Below are 24,482 nucleotides of genomic sequence, written 5' to 3'. Positions count from 1 at the left end.
GCGTTTCCAATCTCATGTAGCCGCGCGCAGGCGATAGTGGCTGACGCCCCATTCCTCGCCATTCGCATGTCCGAGCAATCCAGCGGTTGCGAGGAAAAACAGACGCCAGCGCCGGCGCCAGATCAAGGCCTCCTTGCCGTAGACCTCGGCGAGGATGCGGTCGACCTCGGGCAGGTTGGCGTCCATATTGGCGAGCCACTGGTTTGCGGTGCGCTGGTAGTTGCGGCCATTCCATCGCCATTCCTGCTCGACGTCGAACAGGGCCGGGAACTGCCGGATCAGATCGTGGCTCGGCATGATGCCGCCGGTGAAGAAATGCTGGGCAATCCAGTCGGACTTGTCGCGATGGTCGAAACGGTATGACCGGCTCTTGTGGGTGAAGACATGGATGAAAAGCCGCCCCTCCCGCGTCAGCCAGGAGTGCACGCGTTCGAGCAGCTTTTGCCAATTAGACATATGCTCGAACATCTCGACCGAGACGATGCGATCGAACATGCCGTTTGGATGAAAACTGTTCATGTCGGCCGTGATGACGCGGATGTTGGCGAAACCCCTCTCCCGAGCCTGCCCTTCGATATACGCCCTTTGAGGCGCCGAGTTGGAGACCGCGGTAATCCTGGCGGTGGGAAAACGCTCCGCCATGAACAGCGTCAGCGAACCCCAGCCGCAACCGAGTTCGAGGATGTCCTGGCCATCGGCGAGATCGGCGTGAGCAACGGTTTCCTCCAGCGCGAGCACCTCGGCCTGCGCCAGGCTCTCGTCGCCGCGCCGGTAAAGGTAGGAAGAGTATTTGCGCCGCGGCCCGAGCATCAGTCCAAAGAAAGCCGGTGGCAATTCGTAGTGCTGCTCGTTGGCTGCTTGCGTGTGCTCGGCAATCGGATGATCGGCCATGGCATGAACGAAGGCCTGCTCATGCATGGCTGGGTTTTCGAGTAGGTTTCGACGTGTGCGTCCGACCAGCAAGCCGATGCCAGTTCGGGTCACGGGATCTGGAAACGGGCTGCGTTCGACGGTGCGTATGGCGGATGCGATGAGGCTCACGATGCCGGACCCTTTGATGTCTGTGGAGGGATATTGCGGGGCGGCCCCGGCCAGAACGCATTTGCGCGCGCCTGGTAAGCACGGAATTTTTCGCCACGCGATTTCAGCATGTGCGCTTCGAGCGGCGGGATGCCGGACACATGAACCAGGAGCCAGTACATGAAGAGCGGGCCCGAGATGGCGACCCAGCCCCATGGGTAGGCGCCGGTGAGGTCCAAGGCGATCGCGACATAGGCCAGCCAGCCGAACCACTCGAAGAAATAGTTGGGATGGCGCGAAAGTCCCCACAGCCCGACGTCGCAGACTTTTCCGCTGTTGGCAGGATCTTTGCGAAACCGCGCAAGCTGGCGATCGGCCAGGCCTTCGCCAAGGATGGCAATCGCCAGAATCGCAATGCCCAGCCAGTCGCCGATTTGTAGATGCGGTACCGGATTGCGGGCCGCGGCGAAGATGGACAGCACAAGCAGCAAGGCAGCGCCGGCCTGCACCTGCAGAAACAGAAAAAGCCGGCGTGGAAAATCCTTGCCCCATTCGCTGCGCAATTGCGCGTAACGCGGATCGTCGCCACCGCGCAGGGTCCTGGCGACGATATGCAGGCCAAGCCTGATCGACCAGATCGCCGCGAGCAGGGCAACGATGACAGGCCTTGTCGTCGGTTGCTGCCAGCCGGACAATGGAACCAACGCCATAGCGATACCGGCGGCGCCCACCGCAAACGACCAGATCGCATCCACCCAGCCAGACTTGCCGCTCCGAATTGCAATCGCCCACGCGATCGCCATTACAAGCGACAGGCAAATGGCTGCACCGAAAAACAAGCTTGCAAACGTCACATCGTAGCCCTGCACGATCATCGCGATCTGTTGCGTGAGGTACGGATCGGTGTGGAGGCAAGTTTCCCGCGCCCCACTCAAATTCGAACCGGCAAGCCTGCCACAAGCTTGTTGAGGCATGGTCTGGCTAAGGAAACCCGACAAAAGGCGGACTTTCTTGGCGATTTCACCACCCAGCGACATTGTTATGGATGTCGCCCGAGCTGCCGATCCTATGGATATCGAGGCTGCCCGCGCCGCGCTGACCAAGCGCGCGGGTGGTGTCGCCGGCACGTTCTCGGTCGATACGGCGGCGTCCGTCGATGCCGGCTCGATCCTATCGCGCGCCACGGCTGACAAGGCGGCGGCGACAGCCGATCCGGCCAAGAAATTCAAGAAGTTCGAGGCGATGGTCTTGCAGACCTTCATCCAGAATATGCTGCCCAAGGATACCGAGGGCGTCTATGGCAAGGGTCTCGCCGGCGACATGTGGAAATCGCAGCTCGCCGAGCGCGTCGCCGACGTCATGGCCGAGCGCGGCGGCATCGGCATCGCCAAGTCGCTGCTCGCCGACCACTATATGGACGGCAAGCGCAAGGTGCCGATCGGCCCGGTTTCAAATGGACCGGAAAAGACCGAGATCGATCAGCAAACCCGGCTGTCCACCTCGCTCCTCCAGGAATTGCAGCGCAAGGCCGCGAGGTCGATGACCGGCGACGAGACAACCATAAAAACAGATATCAAGATCTAGGCTGGGAAACACCATGACCGACTCTTCCGAATTCACCGCCAACCTGCCGGCGCGCACCACCGCGTCGGAGGCTCCGATACCGTTCGCGCGGCCCGGGAACCTTGCCGCCATCATCGGCCGCATCGAGGAGGTTGTCGAAGAAGAGACCGCCGGTATCCGCAGCGACACCAGCTATGACCTCAAGGCGTCGAACGCTCGCAAGAGCCGCTATCTCTACGAGCTGACCCGCGCCATAAAGGGCGGCAGCGAAGCCGAGTTCCTCGAACAGCACCGCGAGGGCCTGACCCGGCTGCGCCAGAAACTGGCGAAGAACGAGGCGGCGATCCTGGCGCATCTGAGCGCGGTCAACGAGGTCGCCAGCCTGCTGCGCAGTGCCATCCAGCGTGCCGAAACCGACGGCACCTACTCCGCCGGCGAATTCGGCCGGATGAAGGGCTAGCGCGCAATGACGCTGGGCTCGGGCTCTGAATGATCAAGGTCATCGCCATCGCGGTCTGGGTCTGCGCCGCCACGCTCGGCGCGGTGTTCTATTCGTTCCAGGCCGCCGGTGAAAAAGGCGTCGGCGAAAAACCTAAGCCGATGCTGGGTGGGCTGGATTACGTCAAGACCGACGTCATTTCGGTGCCGCTGATCCGCGACTCCAAGATCGGCGGCTATTTCCTGGCCAAGCTGGTCTACACCGTCGAGCCGGAGCAGATAAAGAAACTGTCGATCCCGGCCGAAGCGCTGATCACCGACCAAGTCTACAGCTATCTCTACTCCAATCCCCAGATCGACTTCACCAAGAAGGCGACGATCGACCTCGATGCCTTCCGCGCCGCGATCCGTGACGCCATCAACACCCGCGTCGGCGCAACCCTGGTGCATGAGGTTCTGATTGATCAGGTCAACTTCCTGAGCAAGGACGAAATCCGCGACAACTGGCTGCGCCGCCGGCAGGATTCCGACACCGCGGCGTCCGATACCACCAAGCCGGTCGAAGCGGAGGCACCGCCGGCCCACTGACCACTGGTGCCCACCAGCTTGCCCGGTGCGGCGATAGGATCCAGCCTCCAGGATTCGCGTTGACGTAAACGTCAACCCGAAGCTATATGCGGCAGCGATTGTAATCGCCGAAGAGGCAGCATGGGTTTCGGTCGGACCGAAGCACCGTCGCGCGACAGATGCAACCAGACAGGAGAACAGCGTGAGCGTTCAGGAGATTGCCGAGAAGATCAAGTCGCGCGTGGCCAGCAGCGGGTTCGATCGTTCAGTGAAGTTCGACACCGGCGGCGACGGCGTCATCGTTATCGACGGCGCAACCGTCTCGACATCGGATGCCCCCACCGATTGCACCATCAAGCTCTCGCTCGACGATCTCGATTCGCTGATCGCTGGCGACTTGAACCCGACCATGGCGTTCATGACCGGCAAGATCAAAGTCGAAGGCGACATGACGGTGGCCATGGCGCTCAGCCAGCTGATCGGCTGACGGCATGGATTTCGCAAGCCATACGATGGCTTGCGTAGACATGCATCGAGACAAGGCTGAAGCGCGCCACATGATCCATCTGGACGCGCTTTGGCCCTGGTCGGGACACCGTCTTCAGGACGGCATTTTCGTTCCACAGGCTTCGGCAATCTTGGCACGAAACCTTCATGCGGCAGAGAACCGCAAGCTGCTCATACCTTTGATTGTGAAATCATCCATTTAGTCTGACCTCGGCTCCACAAGGGCGGCAAAGCAGCGAGGTCGGTAATGAATATCCATAGTGTTCGAGCAGTGGCGCGTGCGGTTCTGATCGCCGCTCTGGTTTCGGTGACAGCGGCGGCCGCCGCCGACGAGCGTGTCCTGATTTCCTACGAGGCCACACCTTCCCTGGGCTTCGACCTGCCAAAGCTGAAGACGGCCGGCTATGCTGACCGGGCTGCCTTTTCGGCGCAGGTACTTGAGAAAATCGTGCCAAAAATTGTCGCCAGCATCGGCGTCGATCCGGCGGTGCTCGAGACGGAAGTCACACCGGGTGGCTATCTTCTCAAGACCAACGCCTCGCTGCAGACCGAGGCCACGCTCGACGACGCGACCGCCGATCGTCTGGCCGCTGCTTTCGGCTACATTTTCCACCAGCACAGCGTGCTTGTCTCTCGGCTGGACGACAGCAGCGGCAGCACGGGCTTCGTCACCGTCCGCTTCCCCAAGGATACGCTCGATGCCACTGTGGCACAGCGCTTCTTCGAAAAAGCGGATGCCGTGGAAAAGGGCCTGGGCGGCGGTTACACCGCCTTTGGCGACGAGCAGATATTTCTCAATGTCGTGGACGGCAACGGCAAGCCCTATAGCGGCCTCGACAATGCAGCATTTCTGGATGGGCTGAAGCGCACCGCGACCGCGTTCGGGCCGCCGGCGCCGCAAGTATCGGACTCCGGAACGGCAGCGGCCCGCTTCATCGGCAACGACTGGGACAAGGCCCCCAAAGGCGAGGACTACTTAGCTCGCCTCGGAGGTGCCGGTTCCCCGGCCGTGACCGGCCTGGATGCCGTCGCGGCCGAGTATGCCGCGCTGATTTCAGCCAGCGCGTTGCACTTCGGCTGGAACTGACAGCTTGCGGCCGGACGCCTTCAGCGTGCCGTGCACGCCATCAAGCGCTCCGTCCACCAGTTCCAGCGCCAGCAGGCGGTGCCGCTCATAGGGGCCTGGCATCGCCAGCCGGCCCGTCTTGTCGGCCGAGAAGCCGAAGCGTCCGTAGTAGGGCGCATCGCCGACCAGCAGGATGGCCGCGTGGCCGAGACGCGCGGCCTCGGCAACGGCATGGCGCATCAGCGCCGAGCCGATGCCGGCATTCTTGAGCGACGGGTCGACGGCAAGCGGGCCAAGCAGCAACGCCGCCGGACCGCCCTCACCTAGCCTGACATCCCACAGCCGCACCGTGCCGGCGACGCCGCCCGACGCATCGCGCGCGACGAAGGCCAGGCCTTCCGACGGCCGGCGGCCCCGCCGCAGCTTCTCCGACGATTTGGTCTTGCGCTTCGGCCCCATGGCACGATCGAGCAAGGCTTCGCGCGCCGCTATGTCGGCAACGGTTTCGGCGACCATCACGAAGGCCGGCGCATGAGCTACGATTTCAACTGACATTTCCATTTCCGCGATCCTTCACGAGCGGAGCTTGTTCCACAGGCGAGCCCAAGCAGGCGCCTAACGCCCACCTGGGATGATCTGATCGGCTCTTTCGAACCGTCAGATCACGTAGGATCGGAGAGGCTCGAAGCCGTTGAACGCGACCGCCGAGTAGGTGGTCGTGTAGGCGCCGGTGCCTTCGATCAGCACCTCGTCGCCGATGGTCAGCGACAGAGGCAGCGGATACGGCGTCTTCTCGTACATCACGTCGGCCGAATCGCAGGTCGGGCCGGCGAGCACGCAAGGCGCGGTCTCGGTGCCGTCATGGCGGGTGACGAGGGGATAGCGGATCGCCTCGTCCATCGTCTCGGCCAGGCCGCCGAACTTGCCGATGTCGAGGAACACCCAGCGCACATTGTCATTGTCGGCCTTCTTCGAGATCAGCACGACTTCCGACTTGATGACGCCGGCATTGCCGACCATGCCACGGCCCGGCTCGATGATGGTTTCGGGAATGGCATTGCCGAAATGCTTGCGCAGCGCCGAGAAGATCGCCTGGCCATAGGCCTGCGCCGCCGGCACATCACGCAAATAGCGCGTCGGGAAACCGCCACCCATATTGACCATCTTCAAGACGATGCCTTCGTCGGCGAGCGTGGCGAACACCTTCTTGGCATCGGCCAGCGCACGGTCCCAGGCGGTCAGGTCGGTCTGCTGCGAGCCGACATGGAACGACACGCCATAGGCATCGAGGCCGAGGTCCTTGGCATGGCGCAGCACGTCGACGGCCATCGCAGGCACGCAGCCGAACTTGCGCGACAGCGGCCATTCGGCGCCCTCGCCATCGGTCAGCACGCGGCAGAACACGCGGGCGCCGGGAGCGACGCGGGCGATCTTGTCGACCTCTTCGACGCAATCGACCGCGAACAGCCGGATGCCGAGCTGATAGGCGCGTGCGATGTCACGCTCCTTCTTGATGGTGTTGCCGAAGGAGATGCGGTCCGCGGGCGCACCCGCGTCCATCGCCATCTCGACTTCGGCAACGGAAGCGGTGTCGAAGGACGAGCCCATCGCAGCAAGGAGGCGCAGGATTTCCGGCGCCGGGTTTGCTTTCACCGCATAGTAGATCTTGGAATCGGGCAACGCCTTCTCGAAGGCGCGGAAATTGTCGCGCACGACATCGAGGTCGACGACAAGGCAGGGGCCGGACGGACGTCGGGTGGCGAGGAAGTCGAGGATGCGCTGGGTGGCCATAGGGTATCTCCAAACACGCCTTTCGGCGCGCACAAGGGTGCGGACGCGGGCTGTCGGCCTCGCGAACACGCGGTGGACAAAGGCGGGACGGAAAATCCATGGAACCAGCCGGTGGAGACCCCGGAACCATGAAACGCCGTCTCGCGGCGATGAACCTTGGCCTTGCCCGGCTTCGGTCCGCTTTGTCTGCCTTGGCTTGGATTGGGAGAACCCCGTTCCGCACTACCGGCAATGAAGGTGTGCCTCTTCAGTAACCCCGGTCTTTGGACAACCGGCAGAGAACCAGAAAGGCCCGCACCGTCGTTGCTTCAAGGTGTCCTCGGGCTGGCGGTTGGCCGCTAGACCGACTGGAGGGGTTGGCTCCAGTTACCTTACCGATTTCCCTCACCATTCGAGGATCGGCGGACACCCACAGGCACGTGCGACTTTGGGCAAGCGCGATATATGGCTGGTTGCCGTCACAATCAATAAAAATCGTATCCAAGGTTGTAAAATTTCTGGCATCGAACAATGTTGGGGCAACCGTATCCGGATATCGAACGATGCCAGGCACGCACGGCCCCTACAACGCCTTCCTCGATCTTCGCCGGATGCCGGTGGCTCACGCCGAGCTTGGCCCGCTCGCCGGCCTGCGGCTGGCGGTCAAGGACATCTACGACGTTGCCGGCTACCGCACCGGTTGCGGGAATTTGCAGAAATTCGCGGAAAGCCATGCCGCCTCGCGCACGGCGCCCGCCGTGCAGGCGATTCTCGATGCCGGCGCGCGCTTCGTCGGCAAGACACAGACCGACGAGCTCGCCTTCGCGCTGTTCGGCCAGAACGCGCATTTTCCGTTTCCGGTGAACCCGGCCGCACCGGACCGTGTCACCGGCGGCTCGTCGTCTGGTTCGGCTTCGGCCGTGGCGGGCAGGCTGGCCGACATTGCCACCGGCTCCGACACCGGTGGCTCGATCCGCGCGCCGGCGAGCTTTTGCGGGCTGATCGGGCTGCGCACCACGCATGGCCGCATTGCGCTCGATGGCACGATGAAGCTTGCGCCGAGCTTCGACACGTTCGGCTGGTTCGCCGACGACATCGAGACCTACGAGACGGTCGGCAAGCTGCTGCTTGGCCGCGACCCGCATCAGCATTCCCTGGACCGCCCGCTATCGCTCACCTGGCTTGACGAGATGGTAGCCCGCCCGGCGCTTGCCGAATATGCCGGCATGAAGGGACTGGCGAGCACGATTTTCGGAGCGCCGGCAGCGTCGACGATGCGCTTCAGCTCTACCCCCGATGAACTCTACTGGTGCTTCCGCCGGCTGCAGGCCAGGGAAGCCTGGGCATGCATGGCGACTGGATCACCAGCGGCGAGCGCGACCTTGGCCCCGGCGTCGAGGAGCGTTTCGGCTTTGGCCGTGCCGTCGATGACCGCACAGCGCAGGCCGAGAAAGTGCGCCGCCTGACCTTCCGCGGCGAACTCGGCGCCTTGCTTGGCAAGGACGGCTTCCTTGTTCTGCCGACGGTGCCGGGCCCGGCGCCCTATGTCGACTCGACGCCGGAGCAGTTCCAGGCCTATCGCGAGCGGGCACTGCATCTCCTGTGCCTGGCCGGCCTGTCGGGCTTCCCGCAAATCACCTTGCCCATCGGCTCGGTAGCCGGCGCTCCGTTCGGGCTTTCGCTGCTTGGCCCTTCCGGCAGTGACATTGCCCTGATACGGCTCGGCCGAAAACTTCTCGACGCAGCACAAAGGGCCTGAACCATGGACACACTGACCCGCATGCGCGCCTTCATCGACGTCGTCGAGGCCGAGGGCTTTTCGGCGGCGGCGCGCAAGATCGGCCGCTCCAAGGCGCTGCTGTCAAAATATGTGCGCGAGCTGGAGGACGAACTCGGCGCGTTGCTCCTCAACCGCACCACGCGCCAGTTCTCGATGACCGAGGCCGGCCACACCTATTACCGGCGCGCCTCGGAGATCGTGCGCGAGGTCGACAGCCTGGCGGACGCCGTGCGCGAATCCTCCGGCGACGTGCGCGGCAGGATCAAGCTGTCGGCGCCGCGCACCTTCGCCGACGCGCCGATCGGCCAGTCGCTGATCGACTTCGCCAAGCAGCACCCCGACATCGTGCTCGACATCCAGCTCGACGACCGCTTCGTCGACCTGGTCGAGGAAGGTTTCGATCTCGCGGTGCGCATCTCGCGCCTGGAGAATTCGTCGCTGATCGCCAGGCGGCTGGCGCCATTTTCGGTAAAACTCTGCGCCTCGCCCGAACTGATCGCCAAGCATGGCATGCCGACGCGGCCACAGGATCTCGGCCACATGCCCTGCATCGTCGACACCAATGGCCGCGGGCTGAACAACTGGGCATTCAAGGGCGACAACAATGATCAGTTGAGCGTCGCCGTGTCGGGGCCGATCGAAGTCAACAGCCCGATGGCGGCGCGAGCCGCCGCCTTATCGGGGCTCGGATTTTGCATCCTGCCGGATTTCATTGCCTCGCCCGATCTCAAGAGTGGTGCGCTTGTGACGGCGCTCGACGACCGCATCCTGTCCGGCGGCGGCATCTTCGCCGTCTACCCGCATCGTCGCTATCTGCCGGCAAAGGTCCGCGTTTTCGTCGACTTCCTTGTGCAGTGGTTCAGGACGCGCGAGGTCGCTTGACCTACTTCAACCATCTCGCGGTCCCAATTTCGCCCCCTTTCTGGTAACTCTCGACACTCTCTCCGAGGCCGATGGAATCGCGACCGAGAATGCACCTCAAACGGCACGCAATCATGCTGGCTTCGGCCTTGGCGGCGACCTTTGCCGCGACGGGGCCGGCTTACGTGCATCCGCACGTCTTCGCCGAGGCCCGCCTCGACGTGATCCTGTCCCCGGATCACCAAAGTGTGAAAGCGCTGCGTCATCTCTGGCGCTTCGACGACCTGTTTTCGAGTACGGTGATGATGGAGTTCGACAAGAACTCCGACCTGAAGCTTGACGACAAGGAGCTGAAGGATGTCGCCGACACCGTTCATGCCTCGCTGGCCGAATTCAACTATTTCCAGCTCGTCACGCAGAACGGCAAGGACGTGACGATGACGCCTCCACCGCATCTGATGGCCAATTTCGACAACGACCAGTTGATCATCCTGTTCGAGTCCGAACCCAAGGCACCGATCAAGCTGACCGGCACGATCGACATCGGCGTCTACGACCCGACCTTCTACACGGCGATCGACTTCACCGAGGATTCCAACATCACGGTTACAGGCCTACCGTCGAATTGCACCAGCAAGGTGGTCCGGCCGGATCCGGATGAAGCCATCAAGGAAAACCAGAAGACATTGACGGATGCCTTCTTCAACGACCCGACGGGCACCGACATGAGCAAGATCTTTGCCACCAAGCTCGAACTGACCTGTCAGCCAGAAGGATGAAGCCGGTGACGAAACCGTCCCTGCGTTTGGCACTCGGCCTGTTGGCCCTCGCCTTTGCCGCGATGCACTTTGCCAATGCCGCGCACGCCCAGTCCTCGCTCGGCATCGGCGTCAATGACGGCATGGCGCCGACCACCGGTCCGTTCGCCCACATCCTGATGTGGATCAATCTCAGACAGCAGGAATTCTATCGCGCGCTGGCGACAGCCATGAAGGCGATGCGCCAGGACAACAGCAAGATCTGGATCCTCATCGGCCTGTCCTTCGCCTATGGCATTTTCCATGCCGCCGGCCCCGGCCACGGCAAGGCGGTGATCTCGTCCTACATGGTCGCCAATGAAGTGGCGCTGCGGCGCGGCATCCTGTTGTCCTTCGTCTCCGCCCTGCTGCAGGGCCTGACGGCGATCGCGGTCATGCTGCTCGCCTATTTCGTCCTGCGCGGCACCACCATTTCGATGACCGACGCGGCCTGGTTCATGGAGATCATGAGCTTTGCCCTCGTCACCCTGTTCGGCGCCTGGCTGCTGTGGCGCAAGCTCGGCCCGTCCATCCTGCGCCTGTTTGGCAGGGCTCCGGCCTACAGCCTGTCGGCCGCTCACGCCGGCCATTCGCATGCCGGCCATTCTCACGCGGGTCATTCCCACGCCGGCCATTCACATGCCGCGCACAGCCATTCGGCGCATGCCCATTCGCATGCGCTCCAGGTCCATGACGATCATGACCATGTCCATGACCTTTCGCACGACCATCATGATCACGCCGCTCATGACCACCATCACGACCATGGCGCACACGATCATGCAGATGGCGAGGTCTGCGAAACCTGCGGTCACTCGCATGCGCCCGATCCGGCGCTGCTGTCGGGCGATCGCTTCGACTGGCGCACCGCCTGGTCGGCGGTGGCCGCCGTCGGTATCCGCCCCTGCTCCGGCGCGCTCATCGTGCTGAGCTTCGCGCTGCTCAACGGGCTCTGGCTCGGCGGCCTGCTGTCGGTGCTGGCAATGTCGCTGGGAACCGCCATCACCGTCTCGGCGCTGGCAACGCTCGCCGTGACCGCCAAGAACTGGGCGGTGTATTTCGCCGGCGACGGACGCATGGGCAACCACATCCATTCGATCGTCGAGATCGGCGGCGCCGCCTTCGTCTTCCTGTTCGGACTGCTGCTGCTGTCGGCAAGCCTGACAGGCAGCGTTTGACCGAAGGTGTGTTGAGATTCAGGTCAGGCCGTGCCGAGAACGGTTGATACCGAGAACCGGAGCGGAGCGTACTTTTCGTACGTGAGCACCGGAAGCGCAGGTATCAGCCGTTCGCAGGCCGGCATCACCTGAATATCAATACACCTTGCCGTCCAGCTCATCCTCGATATGAGCGCGGATGATCTCGTCAAAGCTCTTCTCGGCGCTGAAGCCGAGTTCCCTTGAGCGCCGGGCTTCGAAGCGGGTCGGCCAGCCCTTGACGATCGCCCAGATCGTCTCGTCCGGCTCCTCGCGGATCAGCTTTACCACTTTCGGCCCGGCGATGCGCTCCAGCGCCTCGATCTGCTCGCCGACGGTGACGGCGACGCCGGGCATCGTCAGATTGCGGCGCGGCCCGACGGCGGCGCCGTCGATCCCCGCCGCATGGATCAGGAAATTCACCGCCGAGCGCGGGCTGGCATGGGTGTGCACGACCGAGCGCGGCACCGGCAGGATCGCCTCGTGGCCGCTCAGCGGTTCGCGGATGATGCCGGAGAAGAAGCCGGAGGCCGCCTTGTTCGGCTTGCCGGGCCGCACGCAGATCGTCGGCAGGCGGATACCGATGCCGTCGAAGACGCCGCGCCTGGAATAGTCAGCGAGCAGCGCTTCGCTCATCTGCTTCTGCGTGCCGTAGGAGGTCAGCGGCGTTGGGTGGAATTCATCAGGGATGACATCCGGGAACGGTGCGCCGAACACGGCGATCGACGAGGTGAAGACGACACGCGGCGCAAAGCCCGCCAGGCGGATGGCATCGAACAGGGCGCGCGTGCCGTCGAGATTGACGCGGTAGCCGAGATCGAAATTGGCCTCCGCCTCGCCCGACACGATGCCGGCGAGATGGAAGACGACGTCGGGGCGCGATGCGACCAGGCTTTCAGCGGCACCTGCTTCGGCGAGGTCGCCGGTATGGGTGTTGATGCTGACGCCATCCATGGCCGGGGCCTGCGGCGGCACGATGTCGTGCAAATCGAGCGCGGTGATCTTCTCCCCACGCAGCGTGCCGTCCTTGGCCAGCCTGGTGATGAGCTTGCGGCCGACCATGCCTGCGGCGCCGGTGATCAGAATGCGCATGCCAAAATTCCCTTACTTGCCCTGATTTTTTCGCTGGGTGCGCGCGCGCAGCCAAAACACGAGGAAAAACGCCAGCACGAAGACAGTGCCGAAGATACCGGCGAGCACGGTCGAAAAACTGCCGAGTGCCAGCATCACCGTCGGCAGATAGAAGGCGGCAATGCCGAACAGCAGCATGATCCAGACCGCCGCGATGGCCGCATTGCGCGTGTCACGGTCCATCATGCCGCACCGGAGCGGCGGTCATTCGTCGGGCTGGGTTTCAAAGCTGGAAAACTCCTGAGGCAGGTCCGATCAATGGTCATCAATCGGGCCTAGTGATGGTGGCCGTGATGCGCAGCCGCTTCGTGCTCATGCTCGTGATCGTGGTCGTCACCCTCATCAGCGCACTGGCCGAATTCCGGTTCCACCGTGGCATGGCTGATGCCGTGCTCGCTGGCAAGCCGCTTCTTGATGGCGCTGACCGCCTGATACGCATCGACGCCCTCATCGAGGCAGGCATGCAGCGTCGCCATGTTGCTTGAGCCATCGAGCGACCAGACATGCATGTGGTGCACTTCGCGCACGCCCGGGATCGTCGTTTCCAGATCCTTGGCAACCAGATCCCGGTCGAGGCTTGGCGGCACACCTTCGAGCAGCACATGGGCGGCGGCGCGCATCAGCGACCAGGCCGTCGACAGGATCAGCAGCGAGACCAGCACCGACAGGATCGGGTCGATCGGCGTCCAGCCAGTCGCCAGGATGACCAGTGCCGCCACGATCGCCGCCGCCGAGCCGAGCAGATCGCCCAGCACATGCAGAATGGCGCCGCGCATGTTGAGGCTTTCGCGGTCGCCGCCATGCAGCACGAAGAAGGAGCCGAGATTGACCAGCAGGCCGAGGATCGCCACCACCAGCATCGGTCCACCCAGCACCGGCGCCGGTGCGAGCAGGCGGTCCCAGGCCTCGTAGACGATCCACAGCGCGATGACGAAGATGGCGATGCCGTTTGTGTAGGCGACCAGTGTCTTGACCCGGCCGAAACCATAGGTGAGCTGGCCGGTCGCCGGCCGCCCCGTAAGATGGAAGGCATACCAGGCAAGGCCGAGCGCGATGGCGTCGGCCAGCATGTGGCCGGCGTCCGCCAGCAGCGCCAGCGACCCGGTGAAGAGACCGCCAAGCGCTTCAGCCACCATGAAGCCCGCCGTCAGACAGGCCGCGATCAGCACGCGTTTCTTGTCGGTCGAGCCATGCACATGGCCGGCGCCATGGTCGTGTCCAGCGTGATCGTGTCCGCCGTGATCGTGGCTATGCGCCAATGGCAAACTCCCGTTGCGCGCCGAAGCTCATGCGCCGAACTCCGCGCGACAATCCTCGAGCCGTCGCTTCTGCTGGCCGTCGCCATCGAAATTGGCCGGATCGAGCCACGCCTCATAGGCCTTGCGCAGGGCCGGCCATTCCTTGTCGATGATCGAATACCATGCAGTGTCGCGGTTTTCACCCTTGACGATGAGGTGCTGGCGGAAAATACCCTCGAACTTGAAGCTGAACCGTTCCGCGGCCCGCTTCGACGGCTCGTTGCGGTTGTTGCATTTCCATTCGTAGCGGCGGTAGCCGAGCTCGTCGAAAATGTATTTCATGAACAGGAACTGCGCTTCCGTCGCCGCAGGTTTGCGCGAGATCAGCGGCCCCCAATAGATGTTGCCGATCTCGATGACGCCATAGGCTGGATCGATACGCATCAGCGTCTGGCGCCCGGCGACCTTGCCGCTGGTCTTGTCGATGATGGCAAAGAACAGCGGATCCTCGCTGGCTTCGACCTTGTCCAGCCAGGGCTGGAAGGCGGCGCGGGTTTCCGGCGGATAGTCGGGCAGCCAGGCGAAGCGGCCGTCGACATCGGACACCGAAGACGCTTCATAGAGACCGTCACCGTGCTTTGCGGCGCTCAGCGGTTCAAGCCTGATATATCGACCGTCGATCGCCTTACGCTCCGGCCGCGGACGCGGTTGCCAATCTTTGAGATTTTCCGACACCCAAAACTCCAATCCGTTTGACTTTTGCCTGGTGAAGCTCACAAAAACGCAACCCAACAGTAAGAACCACACGGACGGGAAAAATGCTCCACACGATTTCGGCCTTCGACCGTCTCGGCGAGGAAAATGCCTTCGCGGTGCTCGCGCGGGCGACCGCACTTGCGAGCCAGGGCCGCGACATCGTCAATCTCGGCATCGGCCAGCCCGACTTCAAGACGCCGCAGCACATCGTCGAGGCGGCGATCAAGGCGCTGCGTGACGGCCACCACGGCTACACGCCGGCCAATGGCCTGTTGGCGACGCGCGAGGCGGTGGTGCGCCGCACGCTGACCACCACCGGCGTCGAGGTCTCGCCCGAGACGGTGATGATCCTGCCCGGCGGCAAGCCGACCATGTTCGCGGCGATCCTGATGTTCGGTGAGCCGGGCGCCGAGATTCTCTATCCCGATCCCGGTTTTCCCATCTACCGCTCGATGATCGAGTTCACCGGTGCAGCACCCATCCCCGTGCCGATGCGCGAGGAGAATGGCTTTGCCTTCTCAGCCGAAGAGACGCTGGCGCTGATCACCTCCAAGACCAGGCTGCTGATCCTCAACTCGCCGGCCAACCCGACCGGCGGTGTGACGCCGCGCGCAGAGATCGAGAAGCTGGTCAAGGGGCTGGAGAAGCACCCTGATGTCGCGATCCTCTCCGACGAAATCTACGATGTGATGACCTATGACGGCGAGACGCATTGCTCGCTGCTCGCCTATCCCGAAATCCGCGACCGGCTGATCGTGCTCAATGGCTGGTCGAAGACCTGGGCGATGACCGGCTGGCGCATGGGCTGGTCGATCTGGCCGAATGGCGATAAGGGCGCGCATCTCTATGACAAGGTGCGCAAGCTGGCGGTCAATTGCTGGTCCTGCGTCAACGCGCCGAGCCAGTTCGCCGGCATCGCGGCCATCGATGGCCCGCAGGACGACGTCGACACCATGATGCGCGCCTTCGACAACCGCCGGAAGATCGTCGTCGAAGGCCTGAACGCCTTGCCCAACATTTCCTGCATCACGCCCAAAGGCGCGTTCTACGCCTTCCCCAATGTTTCGAAGACCGGCTGGAAGGCCAAGAAGCTTGCCTCAGCCTTGCTCGACGAGGCCGGCGTGGCGCTGATCGGCGGCCCCGATTTCGGCATTCTCGGCGAAGGCTATATCAGGCTTTCCTACGCCAACTCCGAGGAGAACATTTTGCGCGCGCTGGAACGGATCGGGGCGTTCCTGGCGAAGTAGACTTCAAAGCAGGCCAGTGCCCTCTTCCAGATGGCTTGCGGCCGGCCGCCATGTCGATGTCATGATCCGTCCGGAGCCCAAGGGCCAAGACTGGGCGTACATGTCGGGAACGGTTACGGTCCTGAGATCAGGATCGAACCGGGGTGCCCTAGATGTTCTATGCAATCCTTGCCTATCATGTGGAAGACGCGATCAAGGCGCTGACGCCGCAGGAAGATGCGGCACTGATGGCCGATCTGCTCGGGATCACCACCCAGCTTCGTGAGGAAGGCACGCTTGGACCGTCCGCGCGTCTGGGAGCGACGCAGAATGCCTTCACCTTGCGCGGCCCGGGCGACGGCGTGATCATCGACGGTCCTTTCGCCGAGACCAAGGAACAGCTGCTCGGCCTCTATGTCGTCGACTGCGCCACGCGAGACGCGGCCATCGCGATCGCCCGCGACCTTCGCCGCGTCAATCCGACCGCGGTCTACGAGATCAGGCCCATTCTGTTGTTCAAGCCCGGCGTGCCACTGGCGGGCAAATGAGCTGGCAACGCCAGAACCCGCCGCTCACCCACGTCCCACGAACGGCATCTTGGTCGCCATCACGGTCATGAACAGCACATTGGCGTCGAGCGGCAGGCTGGCCATGTGGACGACGGCGTCGGCAACGCGCTGGACGTCCATCACCGCTTCGGCGGCGATCGAGCCGTTGGCCTGCGGCACGCCGACGGTCATCGGCTGCGCCATGTCGGTCAGCGCGTTGCCGATGTCGATCTGGCCACAGGCGATGTCATAGGGGCGGCCGTCCAGCGCCAGCGTCTTGGTCAGGCCGGTAATGGCATGCTTGGTTGCGGTATAGGGCACCGAGCCCGGGCGCGGCGCATAGGCCGACACCGAGCCATTGTTGATAATGCGGCCACCCATCGGCCGCTGCTTGCGCATGGCGCCGAAGGCGGCGCGCGCGCACAGGAACGAACCGGTGAGATTGACGCCGACAATATCGTTCCACACCTCGACCGGGATCTCGTCGATCGGCGTCGACTTATAGCCCATGCCGGCATTGTTGAAGAGCAGGTCGACGCGGCCGAAGGCTTCCGCCACCGTCTCGAACAGATCCTCGACCTCACCGGCCTTGCTGATGTCGCAGGCGACCGCCAATGCCTTGGCATCCGTCTTCCCGGCGTCGGCGATCGCTGCATCCAGCACCGCCTTGCGGCGGCCGCAGAACACCGTGTTCCAGCCGTTCTTGAGCAGCGCTGTGGCAACGCTCTTGCCGATACCCGTGCCGGCGCCGGTGACAATGGCGGTTTTTTGCTCGGTCATATCTATCCTCCGGCAGCGCCGCGCGTGCCCGACTGATTTTCAAGATTTGGCTCGGCAGAAGGCATCGCAAATGACGGCAGCGATGGCAAGCACAGCCGGGAGGGCATGCCCTCGAAAAGTGGAATCCGGTTTTTGGAGAGAGCCCTGACAAGGGCCGACAAAAAGGGCGGTCATTGGCGACCGCCCTGATCTGAATCGGGCTTGGGAGGAGGAAAAGCCGATCCGACTGTTTAGAATCATGCGCTTCCTGAGTTAACCAAAGGTTAACGCCGAAAAGGCGGCCTGTCCCGATCTGAACCTACCAGCGCGGATTGGGCGAGGTACCTGCCTTGGCTGGCACCTTGGCCGCCGAAACCGTCGCCTCGACATGGTCGACGAGCGCGTCCGGCAGGCCGAGCCGGCCGGCGAGCAGGTCGAGATAGCCGCGCTCGGCGCGCGTGTCGGGATCGATGGTGAGGCGCGAGGCCGTATAGAGTTCGAGCTTCTGCGCGTCGGTGTGAGCACCCGCCACCAGCGTGTCGAGGTCGAGCGGGCTCTCCAGCTCCGCCATCAGGAATTTCTCGGCATCGGAGCCGATGCCCGAAAGGCTGAGCTTGCCGGCGATCTTCTTGCGCTCCTCGTCGTCGACATGGCCGTCGGCCTTGGCCGCGGAGATCATCGCCCGCACCAGGGTCAGCGTGAACTCGTCCTCGCCCTGCGGCGCCTGCGACGGGTGGAAGGCGGTGTCCTTGGGCGGCGGCAGCAATTCCGGTTCGCCGGCAGCGGGCGCCTGTTCAGGCGCATTGCCGGCCTTGTAGTTCTGATAGGCCTTGTAGGCGAGGCCACCGATCGCAGCCAGGCCACCGAGCTTCACCGCGGCACCGGTCACTTCGCGGCCGGCACCTGTTCCAAGCAGCACTGCCGCGAGCGCGCCGGCGGCCAGCGGATTGTCCTTGGCCATCTGCACCGCTTGTCCAGCCTTGTCGCGGACGGTGCCGCTGGTGCCGGGAATTTGCGAGCCGAGCAGATCGTCGAGAAGCTTCTTGGGATCGAACATTCAGTGCCTCCAGCATATGCCCGGCCGAACGGGCAGGTTTCGAACGCCGAAGACGTAGGTCCCGAAGCTTGACATTGCAATGACAGGCCGCCGCTTTGCCGCGGCTCCGACGCCTGATCAGGACCCGATATGCGGCCCCTTGCCCCGCGCCTCAGCAAGCTCGACCTGCCGCTGGCGCTCGGCGTAGCGCTGACGGTCCTCGTCGGTACGGGCATCGAAACAATGCGGGCAAGAGACGCCGGCGGCATATTTCGGCGACGCCAGCTCGCTTGCCGTCAGCGGATGGCGGCAGGCGCGGCACAGTTCCGCATCGCCCTCGGCGAGGCCGTGCGACACCGAAACCCGCTCGTCGAAGACGAAGCACTCGCCTTGCCACAGGCTCTGTTCGGCCGGAACTTCCTCCAGGTATTTGAGGATGCCGCCCTTGAGATGGAACACGTCCTCGAAGCCGAGCGACTTGACGTAAGCCGTCGCCTTTTCGCAGCGAATGCCGCCGGTGCAGAACATCGCCACCTTGCGGCCTTCGAGTTCCGACCGGTGCGCTTCCACCCAGGCCGGGAATTCGCGAAAGCTCGCGGTGGCCGGATCGACCGCGCCCTTGAAGGTGCCGATCGACACCTCGTAGGCGTTGCGCGTGTCGATGACGATCGTGTCTGGCTCGGAAATCAGCGCGTTCCATTCGGCGGGCACGACATAGGTGCCGGCGCTAGTGGCCGGGTCGATGTCCTCGACGCCCATGGTGACGATCTCGCGTTTCAGCCGCACCTTCATGCGATGGAACGGCATGTCCGCGGCTGCGCTGTACTTGATCTCGAGGCCCGCCAGGCCGTCGACGGCTTCGATATAACAGATGAGCTCGGCGATCGCGGCCTCGCTGCCGGCGACGGTGCCGTTGATGCCTTCACGCGCCAGAAGCAGCGTGCCCTTGATGCCGCGTCCGCAGCAGAAGGCCGCGAGCGGCGCGCGCAGCGTCTCGAAGGCGTCGAGCCGGGCAAACCGGTAGAGCGCGGCAACGCGGACGGGCTGGGATGGAGCGGACAGTGTCATTGCCAGAGCAACTAGACGCTCGTAAAAGCCGATTCAAGGCGAAACCGGCTTCGGTGACTGTCATGGCCCTGTCGGGGAAGAGCCGGTAAGCTGTCGCACGGCGCGTGACATCGCGACACGCCTGGTTTCGTGGACAGGCAAACACCCGTCTGCTAATCGGTTGAAATGACGCCTGCTATAGCTTGATACGGAGAGACAGATGCCCAGCAAGACCGAAAAACTCCTGTCGCTCCTCAACGGCCAGCCGGTCATCCCGGTGTTGAAGATCACTGATGTCGCCAATGCCGTGCCGTTGGCCCGTGCCTTGGCACGCGGCGGCCTGCCGGCAATCGAGATCACGCTGCGGACTGCCGATGCGCTCGAAGCGATCCGGCGGGTGGCGGCCGAGGTCGACGAAGCCATTGTCGGCGCCGGCACCATTCTCGACGCCAAGCAGTTCGACGAAGCAGCCAGCGCCGGCTCGCGCTTCATCGTCAGCCCCGGCATCACCCGCGAGCTTCTGGCGGCCGCCGCCGACAGCGAGGTTCCACTGCTGCCCGGTGCCATCACCCCGGGCGAGATCATGGCCGCGCGCGAGGCCGGCCTGCGCTTCCTTAAATTCTTTCCGGCCGAGCAGTCCGGCGGCATTGCCTCGCTGAAGGCCTTTGCCTCGCCGCTCGCTGATGTCCAATTCTGCCCGACCGGCGGCATCACCGGCAAGAACGCCGCCGACTATCTCAGCCTGCCCAACGTCATCTGCGTCGGCGGATCCTGGGTCGCGCCCGACGACATGGTCAAGGCCGGCAAGTGGGACGAAATCGAAGCCCTCGCCCGCGCTGCCAGCCAGCTCGGGAAATAGCCTTCGCTCACCAGGGCAAAGGACCGTTCTCATCGAAATATCCGCCGGTGGGTCCGCCGGCCTTCAGCGTCGCCAGTTGCACGATGATCCCTGCAGCCTGCTCCACCGTACGGCCGCCTCTATGCGCATTGAGATCCGTCGCGGTGTAGCCGGGAGCGGCGGCGTTGACCATGATGCCGCGCGGCGAAAGCTCCCGGGCGAAGGCCACGGTGATGGCATTGAGCGCTGTCTTCGAGCTGCCATAGCCCATGACATTGGGCGACTGGCTGTTGCCTGCGGCGCGCGCGATCGAACCGAGATTGCTGCTGACCATGACGATGCGGGCGGCGGGCGATGCCAGGAGCAGCGGCAGGAACGCCTGGGTGACGCGGACCGGGCCGAAGACGTTGACGTCGTAGGTGGCCTTCATATCGGCGACATCCTCCCGGCTCGGCGGCCGTTCGTAACGGCCGTCCGGGCCGAGTGCGTCGACATAGCCAGGCGCGATGCCGGCATTGTTGACCAGCGCGTCGAGGCCGGGTGCCCGCGCCGTCAAGGTTCCGGCCGCGGCCGCCACGCTGTCGTCGCTACTGACGTCAAGCTCGAGCCATTCGACGTCGAGCCCTTCGTTGCGCAGCGCCTTTGCCGCGGCTTCCCCGCGCTCGGCATCGCGGGCGCCGAGCCAGACCTTGAAGCCTTTTGTCCCCAGCCGGCGAGCGGTCTCGAGGCCGATACCTTTGTTGGCGCCGGTGACCAGCGCATTCATGTTCGTCGTCATGTCCATGTCTCCTTCTTGGTGACCTGGATATGACGTGCGTCGATCCGTTTCGCGCGCCGGATACTCGCGTCCTCTTGCCTAATCCTCTCAACTGGTTGCGCGGCCTGCATGGATCGGCAATGCTGTGGACATGGAAGAAGCCCTGCAGGAATTGATCGCCATCGCCGGCCGCCATGCGCATGGGCGGCGCACCAAAACAGCCATCCCGCGTGTCACCATCGGCCGCAGCGAGGTTCCGAGCCCGCCGCTGCCCGAGCTTTGCCAGCCGACGGCGCTGTTCGTGCTGCAGGGGACAAAAACAGTGCTGATCGGCGACCGCACGCTGCGCTATGGCGCCGGCAGCTATTTCGTCTATGCGGTGGAGACGCCCGCCACCAGCCAGCTGCTCGAGGCGAGCAGCGCCTGTCCCTATGTGGCCATCGCCTTCGCCCTCGATATCGAGCTGATCGCCGCCCTGATCATCGACCACAAGCCGGCGCTCGACGGCGACAGCTTCGTGACCAACCGGGCCGATGACGAACTGCTCGATGCCTGGCGCCGCATGCTGCGGCTCCTCGACCGGCCGGCCGAGATTCCCGTGCTCGCGCCCATGCTCGAACGCGAGATCGCATTCCGCCTGTTGCAAGGTCCGCAAGGCGCGAAGCTGCGCCAGCTCGCGCGCGCTGACGGCCGCCTGTCACAGATCCGCCGCGCCACCGCCTGGATACGATCGCACTACAACGAGCCTATCGACGTGACGGATCTGGCCGCGCTCGCGCATATGAGCAACGCTTCGTTTCACCGCCACTTCAAGGCGGCGACCGCCATGAGCCCAATCCAGTATCAGAAGCAGGTCCGTCTGCTGGAGGCGCGTCACCTGCTGATCGCTGAGCCAGGCAGCGCCACGCGCGTCGCCTTTGCCGTCGGCTATGAAAGCGCATCCCAGTTCAGCCGGGAATATGCGCGCCATTTCGGACTGCCGCCGGCGCGTGACGCCGCGCGGCTTCTCGCCAGGGGCGAGGCCGCCACGCTGGAAATCGACTGATGCATGTCGCCCAGAAGTGACGATGGGCGACACATGGAAAGCCCGGCCGGCTCTCGCCGACCGGGCCAATTCTCCGGATCCTATCGGTTCCGGATCAGTGGCAGACCTTGACCTGCTCGGTCACCCTGTGATGGTGAACCCAATGCGTGACCAGCCTGGTCCTGCAGTGATGCCTGCCATTCTTGATGATCACGGTTTCGGCTTGCGATGGAGCGACCGCGGCCGAGGCTGCAACCAATGCCAGAACTGATGCCAGTAGAATCTTCTTCATGAATATCCCCAGGTTGGAACGCACCCTTACTAACCCGGAAATGGGCCGGCCGTTCCGGCTTCACGAGAAGTTCAGCCGCGCGTGAATCTTGCAGCGATCGGCGCGCCGCATGCGTCACGGCTTTGGACAGCAAAAAGCCGCGCCGGTTGCCCAACGCGGCTTCTGTCATCTCTGGCCAGGCGGTTACTTCGTCTGGAAGCGGGCGACCGACATGAACTTGACGGCATTGCCGGTGAAGCGATTGACGTCAGCCACCTCGTTGCTCGGCTGGAAGCCGGCCGTGTAGACCTCGCTCGGCGGCGTATGCACGATATTGTAGGCGTAGCCCGGGGCCGTCGTCGCGCTCGAAACGGTGGCGACGTTTTCACCGCTGGTCAGCGCCCAGCGGGCGGCCTGGGTGCTGCGGCAACCACCATGGCCCTGGGGCCGGGCTTCTGGTCGCGGGCGGTGGCCCTGGCTTCCTTGCGGGTCGTCTTCACGCCGGCGCCGATCGCGGCGGCCGGATCGGAACCGGCCGGACGAGCAGCAACAGCCTGGCGCGGCGTTGCTACATCGACATAAGACGGATCGTTGAAGGCCGAGCGCGGCTCTTCAGCCAGCGACGCAACCTGATATTCGTCGGCATTGCCGGCTTGGGCGCTGACTTGGGCGTTGGCCTCGTCGAGCACGGCCTTGACGGCGTCCGGCTTGGCCGGCTCAGGCCGCGCCGAAGGCAGAACCGAGAACGCATCGGTCACGGTGCTGCCCTGTTCGGCCGTATCAGCCAGCGCCATCAGCACATCCTTGCTGGGCGGCGGTGCGAGTTCCGCCGGCAGCGTGCGTTCGGGACGCCATGTCGGCAACGGGATGTTGTTGACGGCAACCTGCGCCGGATCGGCGACTGCAGCCGCCGATGCCGCGGCAGGGTCAGCCTTGCTGAAAGGCATGTTCGCCGGCGCCTGCGCGGTCGCCACTGCCTGTTCGGTGGTCGCCGTCGCGTCCGCCATGGCGAACGGAACATTCTCAGGCTGCGCGCCGACATCGACCTTCGGCCGCGGCGCGAAATCGGGCAGCGGAATTTCCTTGGCCGGCAGCGCGGCAATGATCGTTTCCGGCGTATCCTTTTCCGGTTCCGGAGCCTGCTCGTCGGCAATCTGCGGAATGTTGGCGCGTTGCGCATTCTCGGGCGCGACGATGGCAATGCCTGGCAGGTTGCTGCTCTTGGCGGCAGCAGTCGGCTTCAGGTTTCTCGGCTTGGGCGCGGGAGCAGCCGAAGCGGTCTCGACATCGGCGCTATCGTCGGCCTCGTCGTTGCCGCCACCGCCGAAGAAGGCAGAGAGGAACCCGCCGGATTTCTTGCTGCCGCCACCGGCGCTGGCCAGTTCGATGTTGGGTGTGCCGGAGCCCTTGCGGGACTTGTAGGAGGCGAGCGCCTGTTCATAGCCGGGCAGCGGCCGGCCGTCGCTCGGCACATGCAGCGTCTTGCCGTTGGGGAACAGGCTGACCAGTTCCTGGCGGCTGATGCCGGGCCAGTGGCGCACATTGCCGACATCCATATGGACGAACGGCGAACCGGAGGTCGGATAGTAGCCGACGCCACCGCCCTGCATCTTGAGGCCGATGTTGCGCAGCTTCTTCAGCGGCACGCCGGGAATGTAGAAATCCATCGCCTTGCCGAGCATGTGCTGGCTCTTCTCGGCAACACCCCGGCTGCGGCTGCGCAGCATCGAGTTGGTCGACGGCGAACGGTAGCCGCACACGACCTGGATATAGTCGGTGGCGCCGCTTTGGCGATATGCCTCCCAGACTAGGTCCAGCAGGCGCGGATCCATCTTGGTCGGCTCGTTGCGGCGCCAGTCGCGCAGGATGATGTTGATCTTCCGCAGGCCCTCGGGATCGTAGCGGCCATTGCGCTTGTAGACGATCTCCGCCTTCTCATGCGTGTGGAGGTGGTAGAGCTTCAGCGAACGAACTTCGGCCTGGGCGCCGGTGGCGGCCGCGGCAACCAAACCAAAAGCGACGATCACCGCTGCCAGCCATCTCGGCCAGACGCTCAAATGATGATGACGCCCGTTTGTGAGTCGTTCGATTCTGTTCAAATCAAAAGGCCTTGCAGGCTGCCGTTTGTCCCCGGATTTGCCCAAACGGATGTGTCGTTTTCACATCCGAATATCGATCCTAATGGTTAATCATCGCTTATTGAAGCCGAAATGCGGTAACACCATGGCGATATCCCGTCAAAAATTGTTCACAAGGTTTCTTGGTAAACCGCTGGTTTAGATCAGG

The 24,482-nt window shown here is 63.8% G+C and carries 25 protein-coding genes and 2 pseudogenes; 13 read left to right on the top strand and 14 right to left on the bottom strand.

Going from position 1 to position 24,482, the window contains the following annotated elements:
• Window positions 1–12: 12 nt before the first annotated feature.
• Window positions 13–1,041: an SAM-dependent methyltransferase gene (locus tag AC0V7N_RS12375; RefSeq protein ID WP_475457788.1), complete on the bottom strand. Its 1,029-nt coding sequence runs from the start codon at window positions 1,039–1,041 to the stop codon at window positions 13–15.
• On the bottom strand, window positions 1,038–1,874 hold the full coding sequence (locus tag AC0V7N_RS12370; protein WP_475460293.1) for a DUF1295 domain-containing protein: 837 nt from the start codon (window positions 1,872–1,874) through the stop codon (window positions 1,038–1,040). Before AC0V7N_RS12370 ends, AC0V7N_RS12375 begins: the two co-directional genes overlap by 4 nt.
• A gap of 118 nt (window positions 1,875–1,992) precedes the next feature.
• Between AC0V7N_RS12370 and AC0V7N_RS12365 the strand changes: the two genes are divergently transcribed.
• The 5 genes from AC0V7N_RS12365 to AC0V7N_RS12345 all read left to right on the top strand — a co-directional run bounded on the left by AC0V7N_RS12365 (window position 1,993) and on the right by AC0V7N_RS12345 (window position 5,182).
• On the top strand, window positions 1,993–2,604 hold the full coding sequence (locus tag AC0V7N_RS12365) for a rod-binding protein (RefSeq protein ID WP_475457785.1): 612 nt from the start codon (window positions 1,993–1,995) through the stop codon (window positions 2,602–2,604).
• Window positions 2,605–2,617: 13 nt separating this feature from the next.
• Complete coding sequence (locus tag AC0V7N_RS12360; protein ID WP_475457783.1) at window positions 2,618–3,043, top strand: hypothetical protein; 426 nt, start codon at window positions 2,618–2,620, stop codon at window positions 3,041–3,043.
• Window positions 3,044–3,072: 29 nt separating this feature from the next.
• Window positions 3,073–3,609 carry a hypothetical protein gene (locus tag AC0V7N_RS12355; RefSeq protein WP_475457781.1) on the top strand — a complete coding sequence of 179 codons (537 nt, stop codon included), beginning with the start codon at window positions 3,073–3,075 and terminating at the stop codon, window positions 3,607–3,609.
• Between the two features lie 181 nt (window positions 3,610–3,790).
• Window positions 3,791–4,075, top strand: coding sequence for an SCP2 sterol-binding domain-containing protein (locus AC0V7N_RS12350; protein WP_027043088.1), 285 nt, complete (start codon window positions 3,791–3,793; stop codon window positions 4,073–4,075).
• A 327-nt stretch (window positions 4,076–4,402) separates the two neighbouring features.
• Complete coding sequence (locus AC0V7N_RS12345; RefSeq protein WP_475457779.1) at window positions 4,403–5,182, top strand: hypothetical protein; 780 nt, start codon at window positions 4,403–4,405, stop codon at window positions 5,180–5,182.
• Here the strand turns inward: AC0V7N_RS12345 and AC0V7N_RS12340 are convergent.
• Both AC0V7N_RS12340 and odc2 read right to left on the bottom strand, forming a co-directional pair.
• Window positions 5,150–5,722, bottom strand: coding sequence for a GNAT family N-acetyltransferase (locus AC0V7N_RS12340; protein ID WP_475457776.1), 573 nt, complete (start codon window positions 5,720–5,722; stop codon window positions 5,150–5,152). The two genes, AC0V7N_RS12345 and AC0V7N_RS12340, sit on opposite strands and share 33 nt — an antisense overlap.
• A 96-nt stretch (window positions 5,723–5,818) precedes the next feature.
• Window positions 5,819–6,952, bottom strand: coding sequence for an ornithine/lysine decarboxylase (odc2, locus tag AC0V7N_RS12335; protein WP_475457774.1), 1,134 nt, complete (start codon window positions 6,950–6,952; stop codon window positions 5,819–5,821).
• 542 nt (window positions 6,953–7,494) lie between these two features.
• On the opposite strand from odc2, the pseudogene AC0V7N_RS12330 reads away from it, so the two are divergent.
• The 4 genes and pseudogenes from AC0V7N_RS12330 to AC0V7N_RS12315 all read left to right on the top strand — a co-directional run bounded on the left by AC0V7N_RS12330 (window position 7,495) and on the right by AC0V7N_RS12315 (window position 11,547).
• A pseudogene (locus tag AC0V7N_RS12330) lies at window positions 7,495–8,690 on the top strand (amidase).
• 3 nt (window positions 8,691–8,693) lie between these two features.
• Complete coding sequence (locus tag AC0V7N_RS12325; RefSeq protein WP_475457770.1) at window positions 8,694–9,593, top strand: LysR family transcriptional regulator; 900 nt, start codon at window positions 8,694–8,696, stop codon at window positions 9,591–9,593.
• A gap of 89 nt (window positions 9,594–9,682) precedes the next feature.
• The gene (locus AC0V7N_RS12320; RefSeq protein WP_475457768.1) at window positions 9,683–10,351 is read left to right on the top strand and encodes a DUF1007 family protein; all 669 of its coding nucleotides are present in this window, start codon (window positions 9,683–9,685) and stop codon (window positions 10,349–10,351) included.
• Window positions 10,348–11,547: a nickel/cobalt transporter gene (locus tag AC0V7N_RS12315; RefSeq protein ID WP_475457766.1), complete on the top strand. Its 1,200-nt coding sequence runs from the start codon at window positions 10,348–10,350 to the stop codon at window positions 11,545–11,547. Before AC0V7N_RS12320 ends, AC0V7N_RS12315 begins: the two co-directional genes overlap by 4 nt.
• A 135-nt stretch (window positions 11,548–11,682) precedes the next feature.
• On the opposite strand, the gene denD is transcribed toward AC0V7N_RS12315, so the two are convergent.
• From denD to AC0V7N_RS12295, 4 genes are all read right to left on the bottom strand, one after another.
• Complete coding sequence (denD, locus tag AC0V7N_RS12310) at window positions 11,683–12,657, bottom strand: D-erythronate dehydrogenase (protein ID WP_475457764.1); 975 nt, start codon at window positions 12,655–12,657, stop codon at window positions 11,683–11,685.
• A 12-nt stretch (window positions 12,658–12,669) separates the two neighbouring features.
• Window positions 12,670–12,882, bottom strand: a complete 213-nt coding sequence (locus AC0V7N_RS12305) for a hypothetical protein (RefSeq protein WP_027043097.1) — start codon at window positions 12,880–12,882, stop codon at window positions 12,670–12,672.
• Between the two features lie 89 nt (window positions 12,883–12,971).
• Entirely contained in the window at window positions 12,972–13,955 is a 984-nt protein-coding gene (locus AC0V7N_RS12300; protein WP_475457762.1) for a cation diffusion facilitator family transporter, read from the bottom strand.
• Window positions 13,956–13,982: 27 nt separating this feature from the next.
• Entirely contained in the window at window positions 13,983–14,669 is a 687-nt protein-coding gene (locus AC0V7N_RS12295; RefSeq protein ID WP_475457760.1) for a GNAT family N-acetyltransferase, read from the bottom strand.
• A gap of 83 nt (window positions 14,670–14,752) precedes the next feature.
• On the opposite strand from AC0V7N_RS12295, the gene AC0V7N_RS12290 reads away from it, so the two are divergent.
• On the top strand, window positions 14,753–15,937 hold the full coding sequence (locus tag AC0V7N_RS12290; RefSeq protein WP_475457758.1) for a pyridoxal phosphate-dependent aminotransferase: 1,185 nt from the start codon (window positions 14,753–14,755) through the stop codon (window positions 15,935–15,937).
• A 152-nt stretch (window positions 15,938–16,089) separates the two neighbouring features.
• Window positions 16,090–16,464: a YciI family protein gene (locus tag AC0V7N_RS12285; protein WP_475457756.1), complete on the top strand. Its 375-nt coding sequence runs from the start codon at window positions 16,090–16,092 to the stop codon at window positions 16,462–16,464.
• A gap of 24 nt (window positions 16,465–16,488) precedes the next feature.
• Here the strand turns inward: AC0V7N_RS12285 and AC0V7N_RS12280 are convergent, their stop codons facing one another.
• The 3 genes from AC0V7N_RS12280 to trhO form a co-directional block, all read right to left on the bottom strand.
• A complete protein-coding gene (locus tag AC0V7N_RS12280) occupies window positions 16,489–17,244 on the bottom strand; it encodes an SDR family oxidoreductase (RefSeq protein ID WP_475457754.1) in 756 nt (251 codons plus the stop codon).
• Between the two features lie 298 nt (window positions 17,245–17,542).
• Entirely contained in the window at window positions 17,543–18,280 is a 738-nt protein-coding gene (locus tag AC0V7N_RS12275) for a tellurite resistance TerB family protein (RefSeq protein WP_475457752.1), read from the bottom strand.
• A gap of 117 nt (window positions 18,281–18,397) precedes the next feature.
• Window positions 18,398–19,327: an oxygen-dependent tRNA uridine(34) hydroxylase TrhO gene (trhO, locus tag AC0V7N_RS12270; RefSeq protein WP_475457749.1), complete on the bottom strand. Its 930-nt coding sequence runs from the start codon at window positions 19,325–19,327 to the stop codon at window positions 18,398–18,400.
• A gap of 199 nt (window positions 19,328–19,526) precedes the next feature.
• On the opposite strand from trhO, the gene AC0V7N_RS12265 reads away from it, so the two are divergent.
• On the top strand, window positions 19,527–20,165 hold the full coding sequence (locus AC0V7N_RS12265) for a 2-dehydro-3-deoxy-phosphogluconate aldolase (protein ID WP_475457747.1): 639 nt from the start codon (window positions 19,527–19,529) through the stop codon (window positions 20,163–20,165).
• 7 nt (window positions 20,166–20,172) lie between these two features.
• Here AC0V7N_RS12265 and AC0V7N_RS12260 read toward each other — a convergent pair whose 3' ends face one another.
• Complete coding sequence (locus tag AC0V7N_RS12260; RefSeq protein ID WP_475457745.1) at window positions 20,173–20,922, bottom strand: SDR family oxidoreductase; 750 nt, start codon at window positions 20,920–20,922, stop codon at window positions 20,173–20,175.
• A gap of 130 nt (window positions 20,923–21,052) precedes the next feature.
• Between AC0V7N_RS12260 and AC0V7N_RS12255 the strand changes: the two genes are divergently transcribed.
• Entirely contained in the window at window positions 21,053–21,946 is an 894-nt protein-coding gene (locus AC0V7N_RS12255; protein WP_496627864.1) for an AraC family transcriptional regulator N-terminal domain-containing protein, read from the top strand.
• A 94-nt stretch (window positions 21,947–22,040) separates the two neighbouring features.
• Here AC0V7N_RS12255 and AC0V7N_RS12250 read toward each other — a convergent pair whose 3' ends face one another.
• Both AC0V7N_RS12250 and AC0V7N_RS12245 read right to left on the bottom strand, forming a co-directional pair.
• Window positions 22,041–22,217 (bottom strand): hypothetical protein, encoded by a 177-nt coding sequence (locus AC0V7N_RS12250; protein ID WP_475457741.1) that lies wholly within the window; start codon window positions 22,215–22,217, stop codon window positions 22,041–22,043.
• 183 nt (window positions 22,218–22,400) lie between these two features.
• Window positions 22,401–24,253: pseudogene (locus AC0V7N_RS12245) on the bottom strand (peptidoglycan L,D-endopeptidase MepK).
• Between the last annotated feature and the right edge of the window lie 229 nt (window positions 24,254–24,482).

The organism is Mesorhizobium kamtschaticum, from assembly GCF_056174585.1.
The sequence above is the reverse complement of the archived record's forward strand: the minus strand, read 5'-3'. Positions and strand labels throughout refer to the sequence as shown.

Coding starts and splice junctions, on each gene's coding strand:
- AC0V7N_RS12365 (WP_475457785.1), top strand. CDS start 1,993: ATGGTCTGGCTAAGGAAACCCGACAAAAGGCGGACTTTCTTGGCGATT.
- AC0V7N_RS12315 (WP_475457766.1), top strand. CDS start 10,348: ATGAAGCCGGTGACGAAACCGTCCCTGCGTTTGGCACTCGGCCTGTTG.
- denD (WP_475457764.1), bottom strand. CDS start 12,657: ATGCGCATTCTGATCACCGGCGCCGCAGGCATGGTCGGCCGCAAGCTC.
- AC0V7N_RS12340 (WP_475457776.1), bottom strand. CDS start 5,722: ATGGAAATGTCAGTTGAAATCGTAGCTCATGCGCCGGCCTTCGTGATG.
- AC0V7N_RS12265 (WP_475457747.1), top strand. CDS start 19,527: ATGCCCAGCAAGACCGAAAAACTCCTGTCGCTCCTCAACGGCCAGCCG.
- AC0V7N_RS12285 (WP_475457756.1), top strand. CDS start 16,090: ATGTTCTATGCAATCCTTGCCTATCATGTGGAAGACGCGATCAAGGCG.
- AC0V7N_RS12290 (WP_475457758.1), top strand. CDS start 14,753: ATGCTCCACACGATTTCGGCCTTCGACCGTCTCGGCGAGGAAAATGCC.
- trhO (WP_475457749.1), bottom strand. CDS start 19,327: ATGACACTGTCCGCTCCATCCCAGCCCGTCCGCGTTGCCGCGCTCTAC.
- AC0V7N_RS12355 (WP_475457781.1), top strand. CDS start 3,073: ATGATCAAGGTCATCGCCATCGCGGTCTGGGTCTGCGCCGCCACGCTC.
- AC0V7N_RS12305 (WP_027043097.1), bottom strand. CDS start 12,882: ATGATGGACCGTGACACGCGCAATGCGGCCATCGCGGCGGTCTGGATC.
- AC0V7N_RS12280 (WP_475457754.1), bottom strand. CDS start 17,244: ATGACCGAGCAAAAAACCGCCATTGTCACCGGCGCCGGCACGGGTATC.
- AC0V7N_RS12250 (WP_475457741.1), bottom strand. CDS start 22,217: ATGAAGAAGATTCTACTGGCATCAGTTCTGGCATTGGTTGCAGCCTCG.
- AC0V7N_RS12360 (WP_475457783.1), top strand. CDS start 2,618: ATGACCGACTCTTCCGAATTCACCGCCAACCTGCCGGCGCGCACCACC.
- AC0V7N_RS12255 (WP_496627864.1), top strand. CDS start 21,053: ATGGAAGAAGCCCTGCAGGAATTGATCGCCATCGCCGGCCGCCATGCG.
- odc2 (WP_475457774.1), bottom strand. CDS start 6,952: ATGGCCACCCAGCGCATCCTCGACTTCCTCGCCACCCGACGTCCGTCC.
- AC0V7N_RS12275 (WP_475457752.1), bottom strand. CDS start 18,280: ATGTTCGATCCCAAGAAGCTTCTCGACGATCTGCTCGGCTCGCAAATT.
- AC0V7N_RS12320 (WP_475457768.1), top strand. CDS start 9,683: ATGCACCTCAAACGGCACGCAATCATGCTGGCTTCGGCCTTGGCGGCG.
- AC0V7N_RS12260 (WP_475457745.1), bottom strand. CDS start 20,922: ATGACGACGAACATGAATGCGCTGGTCACCGGCGCCAACAAAGGTATC.
- AC0V7N_RS12325 (WP_475457770.1), top strand. CDS start 8,694: ATGGACACACTGACCCGCATGCGCGCCTTCATCGACGTCGTCGAGGCC.